We start from the raw sequence: 12416 nt of genomic DNA, 5'->3' as shown, positions 1-12416 counted from the left end.
CTTAATGTCTGAACTTTACAATACAATAACAGACAAAAAGCACCAAATGAAACTGTCACCACAAATAAAATCAAACGCTGTTTATACGATTGCCCTACTCTATATGATTTTGTTTGTATATGCAGCAATCAGTAAACTCCTAGACTACGATAACTTCCAGGCGCAGCTCGGACAATCACCCTTACTTGGAGCTTTTGTAGGCATTATTTCATGGCTGGTTCCTGCTGTAGAGATTATTATTGCCATTGCACTGATCATTCCCAAGCTACGGGTCATAGCACTATATTCTGGTTATAGTCTGATGGTGATGTTCACCGCCTACATTTACATCATACTGAATTTCAGTAATTATATCCCTTGCTCATGCGGTGGCATTTTGGAAGAACTTAACTGGACCGACCATCTTATCTTTAATAGCACTTTTGTACTCTTGGCCGCCGTAGGGCTGCTCCTCTCTTCAGAACCACGACGCTTAAAGTTGACGGTTCTTCTACTTGTTGCAACCGCGATTTTAAGTACTGGATTTATAACCTTACTAAACTATATGTCAGAAGACCTCTCCAAGAACCACAACAGCTTTATAAGGAACTTTCATTTCCTGGCAGAGAAAAGGAACGAATTGGTATTCGACTACAACTCAAACTACATCGCCGGAATAGGAAAGGATAAGATTTATTTGGGAAATTATGGTGCACCTTTCCAAATCACAGTTCTCGATACCGCCTTGAATGTTTTAGCACAGCCAAAAATAAAATTGGTTCCTGAAAATCTGACCTTCCATTCCGCAGTCGTAAGGGTCAGACCTCCTTACTTCTTCTTTATAGACGGTACCACGCCTTGCGTCTTTCGAGGTACGCTAACCGATTGGAAAGCCACACTGAAATGGAAGGACAGCACATGGTTTTCACACCCAGAAATTATCGATTCGGTCAATATTGCCTTCAAGACCAGCAAAGCCAATCTCGATGCTACCATCGGCACCTTAAACCTTCAGAACGGCAAAGTCCATTTTGCTGACGCTATTTTGACAAGACAGATAGACGGCAGGTTTGATTCAGATGGAACCTTGCAGTTCGACAGCCTTACCAACCGATTGACCTACCTCTATCGCTACCGCAATCAATATACGCTGGCTGGCCGTAATTTGAATGTAATCACACGGGGAAAGACAATAGATACCATAAGCAAAGCCAAGATTGAAGTGGCCGACATCGAAGAAAGGCACGAACGCAAGATGTCAAAGCCACCACTGATAGTAAATAAGGGAAACGTTGTTCACAAAAACCTCCTCTTCGTCAATGCAGGATTGGTCGGACGTTATGAGGATTCTCAGATGTGGAAAGAAAGCAGCATCATTGATGTTTATGACACTGATAGCAAAAGCTATATTTCAAGCTTCTATATCTATGATGTCGGAGGAAAGAAGTTAAGAAGCTTTATGGTACGTGGAGATATGCTATATGCCATGATTGGCAACAGTATTGTGAGCTACCGCCTCAACAGCAAGATCACGGACTATTACCGAAAACCTTTCAAGGATAGTAATTCAATTAACTAAAGTATAGCCTGGCCAGGCATCAGGGGAAGACCGAAAACCTGTGAACAGAGTAGGTCATCATTAATATTACTTTTTATTATGAAAAATCTTTTTTCTAAAACAGTATTTCCTGTGGCCCTGTTACTATTGGCAGTAGGAATGGCGTTCAATTCGAACGCTATGAATAAAAAGAGAGCGCTATTGCTTGAAACTGGTTGGAAACACCAGACTTCTGCTGCCTCTTGCGACAATTCTCCTATTCAATGTTCACGAATAGAAGGTGATGATTGTGTGGAAGGAACTTATGTGATCTACAGAAAAACCCTAGCAGGTGCCTGTACCATTAAAATGTTCAAACCGTAAATTTGGCGAACGTTTTAAAATGCAAATGCAGTTCTACTATGGAACTGCATTTGTTATTTTACCCTTTTGTTGTATCGGATGTTGACCATGCGGGTGCTTCCACTCCCTTCAGATAATGGTCGAACCACTCCTCTATCTTATTGTTTAGATCATATTGATTACGCCTGCCATAAATAATATGACCCTCTTCTGGATAGACCAACAGTATGTTTTTCTTTTTCAACCTCCTGAGTGCCAAATGAAATTCCAAGCTTTGCTGTGGGTTTACCTGCGTGTCATCTGCTCCTGTCCAAAGCAACAATGGCGTCTGGATACTTTTAGCATGCACCACTGGCGAATTTCGGTCATAGACCTCCTTATTTTCAAACAGTGAAGTTCCCATACGCATAGCATCATACTCATAGCGCCACATTTCAGGACGATTATAGTTTCTACTGTAATCCAAGTACCTGCTTTGGAGGTCTGCTGCACCTGCACCCGAAACGGCTGCGGCAAAGACATCCGTCTGGGTTATGATAAAATTTACTTCATAACCACCATAAGAATGCCCGCTGAGTCCAATTCGTTTCCGATCGATGGATGCTCGTTCCTGCACAGCCTTGATCGCACTCAAAGTACAGTCCACCGCAGAAGCGCCAACATACCCCATTTCGTACTGCATATCGGGCAACAGCACAAAGTAGCCACGGCTTGTATAATTTGTAGCGTTGAAACCATTCTTGCTGTATACGGATGGATTGACATACCTATGGAGTTCACTTCCCCTTTTCTGATAGACCTCCACAATCATCGGATACTGCTTGTCGCGTTGATAGTCTGCAGGATAAAAAAGAACTCCTGTCAATTTCCTTCCCATTTTATTGGTATAGGAAATCAGTTCCGATTTGCCCCAATGGAACCACTGCTGCTGGGAGTTGCTTTGGAAAAGCTTTTGTGCCTTTCCATTCTTTTTCTTGATCCAAAGTGACGGTGCCGCATCGTACCGTTGCTCCACATACAGACAGTCGCCATTTGCGGTTGTCCGCAACTGCTCCGTCAGCTTCGCACCTTCAACAATCGGTTTCACACCTTTCTTTGCATGCCAACTGTAATAGCCGTTTAGGCCTTTGTCTTCGTTGTTTCCAACCAAATAGAGTGTCGTACTTAAATCATATACCGCTCCTGTGCCGCCATCATAGTGCAGTTGGTACTGCTCACCCTTATGCAGTGGCACCCACCTAAAACGAATCTGCTCCTCCCTCCCATTAGTAAGCCGTTCAGTTATAGCTCCGTCTGCCGTCACCTTCCAAATGTCGTAACGGTCCATATAAAGGAAATACTTTCCGTCGGCAGACCACATCGGCCTGCTGTAAGGTGACGCCGTATCCGGAATGTCGTTTTCTTCATCGTCCAGTGGATATTTTTTTCCAGGAGTAAGCTTGATGTGCTTCCCTAATGCTATGTCATACAGCCACCAATTCCTTTCCTTGAAATAGGTGATGTAACGTCCGTCGGGCGAAAAGACAACACTGTACTCTCCTGCAGTAAAATCCTTGAGCAGGAGCTCACGCTTACCCGAATCCAAATCCACCACATAATAATCCACATTGCTGTAGAATCTTTGTTGCGGTTCGTAGGCCTGCGGATTGTGGATTACGGCATGTGTGCCCGTACTGTTTAGTGTCAGGCGGGGCATTTCATTGTCGGTTATCATCTGGAACAGCCCCGTGTCGGTGTTCCAAACCCCTACCTTGTCCACCACATTCCAACCGTCGCATTCCACCTTCAGCGGATAGATCCATTTGTCGGCGGCATTCCATAACTGCACTGCCCCTGCATCAGGCACCGATCTGGAAGCGCTATTGTGCTTCAGTCCAAAAAAGACACGCTTTAAATCCGGGGTAAGGGTAATCAGTTCAGCATTGAGGCTAAGGTGCATGTCTTTGGGAACGGTGTTGGTAGCGGCAATGTCCAATGTCAAAAGCTTGGTTTCGTCCACCTTATACAGATGGACCTTCCCAGCAGCTTCTGCATTAGATTTGCCCACCTCTACAAATACAAAGGCGTTGCTGTCTTTATCCCATACGGGTTTCCCATAAGTGACCGAAGCGGATGCGTACACTGTTCTGGGGCTCAAGGCACCTCCAAAATCAATAGACCCGACGGTTAGGTCAATTCCTTTATGCGCAACGTAAGCCAGCCGTCCACCCGAGGGGCTTACCGTATAAGCTTCAATATTTTCCAGCTTCAGCTGTTCCCTTCCTTTTGCATCGTGCAGCACTATGTGCTCTACTGCACCCTCCTTCTGGCAAATCAGCAGGTACTGCCCATCGGCAGCCCATTGGTAATGGACTACGTTTTCCATGGTGCGGACCTTCCCCGTCTCCAATTCAAAAACCGTCAACTGCATCCGATCGTTACCACACGCAAACAGCCCACTGCTATTAAATGTTCCAAACCTTCCTTTCGGAAAGGCATGTAGTTTCTTGCCGTCCGTTCGTTTTACAAACAGGGTATCCAAACCACTTTCATACCGTACGGAATAGCTGCACCATCTGCCGTCTGCAGAAAATCCTTCCGAAGTAAGCACGTGCCAGCGTGCATAATCTTCCCGTTGCAGCATCCGTTTTAGTTTACCCTGCCCCATCACAGGGCAGGTAACTAAACAAATTAACAGGACTGCCCTACGGCAGTATTTAAAAAAAAGGAAAGATTCCATCTAGTAGCCCGGATTTTGCGTTCCGAGATTGGGATTGGTAAGCAGTTCCGTTTCAGGAAGCGGTAACAGCCTGTCGGTGGTTTGCCATCCCGATTTCGTACCCAGCGCCGCATCCAGCTGGCCACCGTTACGGAGATCAAAAAAGCGGTGCCCGTATTCGGTAAACAGCTCCACCCGGCGTTCCTGCAATACTGCATCAAGCAATGCGGCCTGTGTAACGGCCGTACTGTTGCCAAGGCCTGCACGGTTCCGGATAATATCAAGATCTTCCTTCGCTCCGGTCAGTTCGCCCTGCCTTGCCCTTGCCTCCGAACGGATCAGGTATTGTTCCGCAAGCCGCAGCACGATGGGAAATTCTACAGACGACCCCGTTGGAGTATTCGCCTTGTATTTGTTGGCATGGTACCATGTCGTGGTACCGTCGGTAATCGCATTCGTCCAATTTTCCTTGCGCAGGTCGCCCGGTTCAAACGCCTCCATCAGTCCGTCGCCCAGTGCCACAAAGAAAGGAGGTCCTTCGGTAAACACAAAGGTACCCGCTTCATCCGTATTGAGTCCGTCGCTTGCTGGCATCAACTGCCAGATGGTACTGTTGGCATCCCTAAGGAAAGTCCCTTCAATGCTGCCAAGCGAATACAGTGCCGCTTCATTGAGTACTGCAGAAGCCATATTAGAGGCCTCCGCCCATCTTCCTCCATAGAGATATGCCCTTGCTAAAAGTGCCTTGGCGGCAAATGCATTGGGACGTACACGCTCCCCTGTAATGTACTCAGCCGTAAGCAGTGAAGCCGCCATTTCCAAGTCGGTAAAGATGTGTTCGTACACTTCCGCCGGAAGCATCCTTGCCGCCGTGCTGTTCGCCCTGTAATCGGTTGTGGTGATATACGGCACGCCGCCGTACAGGTTCACGAGGTAGAGATGCACCAATCCCCTCACAAACAAGGCCTCTCCTTTCAATTGGCTCTTGTCGGCCTGTTGCAGCCCTGTTGATCGTTCCACGCCTTCTATCACCGCATTGCAGGCATAGATCTGTTTGTAACTTGCGTTCCACAATGCCGCAATGTCGCTGTCCGCCGCCTGCACACTGTTACCGAAGAAATCCGCCGTCGAGTTGCCGTCGGCACCATAGTAGTCAAGTTCGTCCGCATAGAGTCCCAATTTCAGCGAGAGCCCCGAGGCGGTTCCTGCCAGTATCCCGCTTGCACGCAATTTGGAATAGATTTCGGTCATCGCCGCCGTGGCGGTCTGCCGGTCTTCAAAGATGGCTTCCGAGGTCAGCTGTGTCGGCGGCAGTGCCACGTCTACAAAATCGTCACATCCCTGCAGCAGAAAGGAAAGCACCGTTAAAGACAATAGTAATCGGAAGAATCGCCCCCTGCTGTTTCCTTCTGTGGGGCATGTATAGGTATATCGTTTCATATCGTACTCATTTTAAAAGGTTAGCTGTGCTCCCATGCTCCACACCCTTAGCGGTGGCACAAAGTTGGTATTCTTGAATTCGGGGTCTGCCCCCTTATATTTCGTAATGGTCAACAGGTTCTGACCTTGAACGAACAGCCTGCACTGCACCTTCGGCAGCCATTCCTCAGGCAGGCTGAAGGACAGCGATACGTTCTTGAGCCTGACGTAGGAAGCATCGGATATCGCCGCGTCGCTGTTCTGGTAAAAACCATAAGCCCTTCCCGCATCGGTGCTCGATCCGCTGGTGAACATCTGATAGTCGGATATGTCCCCTGCCTCTTTCCAGTGGTTGGACAAGGCCGCAGGCTGGTTGGACATTTGCCCTGGACGCGTAAACATAAACGAGGTGTTGTAGGCTTCCTGCTTTACAAATTGGAACAGGATGTCAAGCGTCAGCCTTTTGTATTGGACTTGGTTCTGGATGCCTCCGAAATACGCTGGATTAAGGTCCTTTACTGTCTTCCGGTCTTGTGCCGCACTGATCACTCCGTCACCGTTTACATCCTCAAACTGATAGACACCCGTTTCAGGATCGATTCCAGTGTAATGGTACACCAGCTTGATGTTCAGGGGCTCACCTATCACAAATTGATTGCTGTAGGTCGAGGAAGCCAGATCGGGAAACGACAGCAGTTCATTTTTGGCAAAGGAGATATTGAAGTTGGTACTCCAACTGAAGTCCTTGCGCTGAAAGTTGACGCTCCTAAGCGTAAACTCAAGTCCGGTATTCTGCACCGTGGCACCAAGGTTGGCCTGCATCGAGGTGAATCCCGTACTGCCCGGCAGGGGTATCCCCACCAGCTGGTTAGAGGAGCGGTTGCGGTACCATGCGGCAGTGAAGAACAGTCGGTCTTTAAGGAATCCCGCCTCCAAGGCAACTTCCAATTTCTTGTTCGTCTCCCATCCGAAATCGGGATTGAAGAGCCTTGTAGGTTCCAGCCCTATGATGCCTTGGTAGTTGCCACCCGTCACCGCATAGGTATCCAAAAATTGATAATCACCAATCTGGTCGTTGCCGCTTGTTCCGTAACTGCCACGCAGCTTTCCAAAACTGAGCACACTCCCCTCGAATATGTTCTCGTTCCCAAAGAGCCATGCCGCACCGAGTGCACCAAAATAGGCAAACTGCTTGCCGGGTCCGAAACGGCTCGAACCGTCACGCCTTCCCGTAAGGTTCAGGATGTATTTCCCCTTGTATTGATAGTTCGCACGGCCGTAGAAGGCTTGGTACTTGTATTCGGTATCGATATTGTTGGACACAAACACCATGGCGGCGGCCGAAAGGCTGTTGATGAGGCTGTTGCTCGAAAAGCCCGCCGCCTCCATCACAAGTTGTGTATTCGTCTGTTGTTGGAAGGTCGCCCCTGCCAGCACGTCAAGGCTGTGGTCATTAAAGTCCTGCTTCCAGTTCAGCTGAGGTTCGGCAATCCACGAGCTCCTGTTGGTCGTCGTCACAAACAGTGCGGAAGATTCGCTACCCACTCCCTCACTCGGATTGTAGATGGTCGAAGGGATCGTCCTGCTCTCCCTGTGCTGCAGGTTGGTATAGCCAAGGCTGGTCCTGGCCGACAGGTTTTTGGTAAGGTCGTAGGAAAGCACCGTATTGGCAACCAGGTTGTGGGTCTTTGCAAGGTATTTGCCGTTCAGGTCCGCCAGCGGATTGCTCCACGTCCCGTCTTCCCAATTCAGGTTGCCTGCCGCATCATACAATGCGGGTGCATTGGGGGCGAGTATCCTCGAAATCCTTGTAAGGTCGTTGGCTGGTAGGTCGTTCTCCTGTACGGTATAGCCTCCCGTGGCGTTCATCTTAAAGCGGTTGTCCTCCGAGCTGTGGTTCAAGCTGAGCCTTGCATTGCCCCGATTGAACTTGAAGTCACCCGGAAACACCGTGGTTTCCTCCCGGAACGCACCACTGGCCAGTACCTGTGTCTGCTCGGTACCGCCCGATACCGAAAACTGGGCATCGGTGATTTCGGAGGTGCGTCCCGTCAGGACCTTCTGCCAGTCCGTATAGCGGTTCGGGTCCCAGGTGCCGTTGATGTCGTAGGCATTTGCAGGATAGTCGGCGATGTTGTCGTTTGCATAGGCTTCCTTGCGCATGGCGAGGTACTGCTCGGTACGCATCAGGTCCATAAACCGCGTCACCTTCCCAAATCCCTTGGAATGGGTCGCACTGTAGCGGGTCTTACCCTTCTTCCCTTTCTTGGTGCTGATAAGCACCACCCCGTTTGCACCTCGTGAACCGTAGATGGCGGTGGCATCGGCATCCTTCAGCACCTCGATGCTTTCAATTTCATTCGGACTCAGCGTACTCAAGGGGTTGGCCGACCTCGGCAGGATGATGGTAGTATCGGTATAGCCGATGGCTTCGGAAGCATACGGGACACCGTCCACGATATAGAGCGGGTCGTTCCCTCCTGCCCTAAGGCTGTTCTGTCCGCGTATCTGGATATCAAAGCCTCCGCCGGGCGTTCCCGTCTGCTGGGTCACAAATACCCCGGCCATCCTGCCCTGCATCACCGAGAGCACATTGCTCACGGGTTGCGTTTCTATATCCTTCGCCGTAATCTTGGCAATACTTCCCGTACGTTCCTTGTCCTTTACTTTGTAGTACCCAGCATTAACGGTCACTTCCTGCAGGGAGGTAGCATCTTCTTCCAGCAATACGTCAACGACAGCACTGCCAGCTGAGACTGCGACTGCAAAATCCTTAAATCCCACATAGGAAAACACCAGCACATCGCCTGCTTCGGCAGTAATGGAGTAATTCCCTTGGGCATCAGTAAGCGTAACCTCTTTTTTCCCTTTAATCCTCACAGTAACACCGGGCAATACTCCTGCTACATCCCGTACCGCTCCGGTAATTGTCAGGATTGGAGAAGCATTAGTATTCCACAAGCCAGTAAACCCTTTGGAACTTTGCCCCTTTGCCCCTTTGCCCCTCTCTTCAAAAGCTCCTACGGGCAACATACACAAACTCATTCCCACACACGATAGGAACAGTAAATTGTTTTTCATAATTTTGGTTCGTTAAATAAAACATCAGTTTTGTTTCTCTTGGCTTCCTACTCTAGTTTGGCGACGAGGTAGGAAGTCTTTTTTTGTCATCCCGAGCGCAGTCGAGGGACAGTTAGGGTAGTAATCTATCTCATAGGCATTTTTCAATTCTAGGTTACTAATATTCTTTTCTCTTGCCTCTTGGCTCTTGGCTCTTCCCTCTTCCCTCTTCCCTCTTCCCTCTTCTCATCAAAAACCCGCCTCCCTGCACGAACTAACTCAACCGAATAAACCCGGCAAGGGGCAGGCATGTGTGGTTAAAAAACGTTTATATCATAGGCAGGCGGTATTGGTTACAATTTGGACAATTGCGAAACCATAGATAAAAAAGGAAGTGGCCGCTTGAACAAAGCTGAAGTAGTTGCTTTTCTCAATTCTGAGTACTCAATTCTCAATACTCTGTATTAAAATCTGGAAAAGAAAAAAGCGTGGAACTCAGCTTACTGCGCCGATGGTACTGGTATACCTTGCAACAATAAGTGAGCCCACGCCATAGAGCGTGAGCATCATACTTATCATCTCGTTGCTAAAATTACCAGTTTTACGGCGCGAGATTCAAAGCGAATGCTTCAAATATTTTTATATATGAAGAATCGCAAAATTACATTTAATCTGTAATTTATATTACAAACATAATTAAAAAAAATAACACGGTATGATATAACATACCATTATTTTTTTCAATAAGTATGACTTTTAGCATTATCTAACGTAAATGCTGTGACTGAGAAAGAAAAATTAGGAGAAGAAGTGAGAAAACTGCGTGAAAAAATACCTAGTTCAGATTATAACAAGGATTACATTTCACAACAAGAATTAGCGGATAATAATATCGGCTTAACAAAACATTTTATCGGTACAATTGAAAGAGGTGAAGCTAATCCAACTCTGGAAAAATTGATTTACTTAGGAAAATCTCTTAATCTTAAAACCATCAATATCTTAAATATTGAAATCAATATTGATAAATTCATTAAAGAGAATAAAAATAAATAAAGTATCCAAAAATAAACTTTTAAGCACTAAGATGTGATTACATTCTTTTTTTCATAATTCAATTCCGGAATCACACACTACCCTTCTTGTTTCAACCAGTCAGAATGTTGAGGTTTGCAATCAAATCAAGTTAATAACATCTTGATCACTTAAACAGCATGAAATGATATGAAATAATAATTATTGTAATAGTTGGTGCATTACTATGAGGTGAATACTTTGAACATAAAAAGAATATGTATCATAATGATAGTTGGAAGAATGGTTCCTCAAGATAAATAGTTAGGAAATTAAAAAAAATCTGTGAGTAGTTAATTTTATTCGATACAATTTATTTTAAAACTTATATGAGTAAAAAAGAATATGATTACGATATAGCACTCTCCTTCGCTGGCGAAGACAGAGAATATGTAGAAAAAATCGCTTACAATCTAAAGGAATTTGGGCTAAATATATTTTATGACAAGTATTTTGAGGCTGATTTATTGGGAAAAGATTTATATGTCCACCTAGACAATGTTTATCAAAATAATTCTAGGTATTGCTTAATTTTTATCTCCAAATATTACAAAGAGAAACTTTGGACAAACCATGAAAGAGAATCTGCTCAGGCGAGAGCGTTCAGCAAAAACATTGAATACATTTTACCACTTAAATTAGATGATACAGAAATTCCTGGAATTAGAAAGACTACAGGCTATCTCGACGCTAGAACAAAAAATATAGAAGAAATTTGTAAAATTATCTTAATAAAATTAGGTTTGTTTGATGAATTAGATCAAATACTTCAAACTCTTAATTATTATTTAGCTCCAAGCTATGTAATCACGATCATTGGAAGTGATTTGCATTTTATATCAGATACTGAAAATTTCGAAGCATCATATCCAATACGACTGTTTTTAGAACTTGAAAGGATTGGTCTACTTGTAGATCTATTTATAATGACTGCTGTTGTTCCTCATTGATAACATTCATTCAACTATTCAGGACTAACTCTAAACCCTAAATCAAATGCAATTTGTTTGTACAATTTAGCTTGTAAACCTTGACCTGCTCCTTGAACAAAAGCACTTTTCTTATTAAAATATAGATCTCCATTTTTTTCGATTTTATTAAATGTAGATTTTAATAAAACTTGTAGCTCTTGTGAAGATTTACTATGGTCAGGATTGATTTCTAAATAAATGTCGTTAATCAGTCTAATCCATGCGCCCATTCCAGTTGTCTTTAGTAAAATATCATTATAATCTTTTCTTTTAGTAATTCCTTCAGCTGGCCAATACGTTTTAAAAGTTTCTTTTATTTGTGCAAAATACAATCTCAAAAAGGATCCCATTGCGAGATACTTTTTACCATCATTTTGATAATCTAAATAAAGTGCATTCCATACTTTACCTCTACCAAATAATTTCATCAAATTTTCCATAACTGCTGACTGGGAAACAATTCCGTTACCATCACCTAACATATCAATGAAACCTTTCAAAACTGAAGATGAATTATAATTCAGATGATTTACCAAATCATGAGCAAGCTTTAATTCATTTTTTTCAGTATCTGGTGATGATGCAAAAATGTCGTAATATAATGACCTATTTACAGGTTTTTGATTAAAGTTTACAGATGCAAAAATTGCGCCTTGTTCATAAATGTCAAAATTAATTAGTAATGTACATAGCACTTCGAAATTTTTAATTCTGTCTCTTAAAAATGGAAGGAAATCGGAATCTACAATTTTTGTTACTAGCTTATTCTTATAAGTTAGGCTATCATTAACTCGTGGATATAAATTTTTTAACGCACCTATCCTATGTTGACCATCAACAATTAGTACAGTTTTATTGCCTTTTGGCACATAAACGACATTATCTTTTTCAAAACAAAGTGTTATTTGATTATCAACTTTTTTTTCATATGAATAATACTGTTCCTCATATTCTTTTAGTGTTTCAGTAGGGAAAGTATTTATAGCAATTAAGGTCGCGGTTGGAAATAAACCAAGGGATTTGGCAGAGGATAAACCTAACTTATTTTTGTATTCTTTTAACGCTTCTCCAATAATAAATTGTTGAATTTTTGCAGTACGCTCATCATTAACTAATCTTTGATAAAATCTAGCATTCTCAGCTTTTATTTTCAATATATCTGCAGGCGATGTTAAGGTGTCAGTTTTTTCTTCTGAACGGGCAGTAAATCTAACGATATCCTCAAGTTCATAAAATTTGACTTTTGCAAATCCCAATCTACCACGAGTGATTTGTGAGATTTCTGTAAATTCTATTTCTGTATAATTAATCATTA

8 protein-coding genes are annotated in these 12416 nt (G+C 44.3%); 4 read left to right on the top strand and 4 right to left on the bottom strand.

Annotated features, from left to right (window positions below; translation table 11 throughout):
• Positions 1 to 46 precede the first annotated feature (46 nt).
• Complete coding sequence (locus ACI6PS_RS07840; protein WP_421012001.1) at positions 47 to 1558, top strand: MauE/DoxX family redox-associated membrane protein; 1512 nt, start codon at positions 47 to 49, stop codon at positions 1556 to 1558.
• Positions 1559 to 1636: 78 nt separating this feature from the next.
• Positions 1637 to 1900: a DUF6520 family protein gene (locus ACI6PS_RS07835; RefSeq protein ID WP_421012000.1), complete on the top strand. Its 264-nt coding sequence runs from the start codon at positions 1637 to 1639 to the stop codon at positions 1898 to 1900.
• A 58-nt stretch (positions 1901 to 1958) separates the two neighbouring features.
• Here ACI6PS_RS07835 and ACI6PS_RS07830 read toward each other — a convergent pair whose 3' ends face one another.
• The 3 genes from ACI6PS_RS07830 to ACI6PS_RS07820 all read right to left on the bottom strand — a co-directional run bounded on the left by ACI6PS_RS07830 (position 1959) and on the right by ACI6PS_RS07820 (position 9077).
• Positions 1959 to 4502, bottom strand: a complete 2544-nt coding sequence (locus ACI6PS_RS07830) for a S9 family peptidase (protein WP_421011999.1) — start codon at positions 4500 to 4502, stop codon at positions 1959 to 1961.
• Between the two features lie 96 nt (positions 4503 to 4598).
• Complete coding sequence (locus ACI6PS_RS07825; RefSeq protein WP_421011998.1) at positions 4599 to 6017, bottom strand: RagB/SusD family nutrient uptake outer membrane protein; 1419 nt, start codon at positions 6015 to 6017, stop codon at positions 4599 to 4601.
• A 12-nt stretch (positions 6018 to 6029) separates the two neighbouring features.
• Positions 6030 to 9077: a SusC/RagA family TonB-linked outer membrane protein gene (locus ACI6PS_RS07820; RefSeq protein ID WP_421011997.1), complete on the bottom strand. Its 3048-nt coding sequence runs from the start codon at positions 9075 to 9077 to the stop codon at positions 6030 to 6032.
• Positions 9078 to 9836: 759 nt separating this feature from the next.
• On the opposite strand from ACI6PS_RS07820, the gene ACI6PS_RS07815 reads away from it, so the two are divergent.
• Complete coding sequence (locus tag ACI6PS_RS07815; protein WP_421011996.1) at positions 9837 to 10112, top strand: helix-turn-helix domain-containing protein; 276 nt, start codon at positions 9837 to 9839, stop codon at positions 10110 to 10112.
• Positions 10113 to 10459: 347 nt separating this feature from the next.
• Positions 10460 to 11080 carry a toll/interleukin-1 receptor domain-containing protein gene (locus tag ACI6PS_RS07810; RefSeq protein ID WP_421011995.1) on the top strand — a complete coding sequence of 207 codons (621 nt, stop codon included), beginning with the start codon at positions 10460 to 10462 and terminating at the stop codon, positions 11078 to 11080.
• 14 nt (positions 11081 to 11094) lie between these two features.
• Here the strand turns inward: ACI6PS_RS07810 and ACI6PS_RS07805 are convergent, their stop codons facing one another.
• Positions 11095 to 12414: a DGQHR domain-containing protein gene (locus tag ACI6PS_RS07805; RefSeq protein WP_421011994.1), complete on the bottom strand. Its 1320-nt coding sequence runs from the start codon at positions 12412 to 12414 to the stop codon at positions 11095 to 11097.
• Positions 12415 to 12416: the final 2 nt, after the last annotated feature.

It is taken from the genome of Flavobacterium sp. PLA-1-15, from assembly GCF_049060005.1.
In the GTDB taxonomy this organism is placed as follows: Bacteria; Bacteroidota; Bacteroidia; order Flavobacteriales; family Flavobacteriaceae; genus Flavobacterium.
The sequence above is the reverse complement of the archived record's forward strand: the minus strand, read 5'-3'. Positions and strand labels throughout refer to the sequence as shown.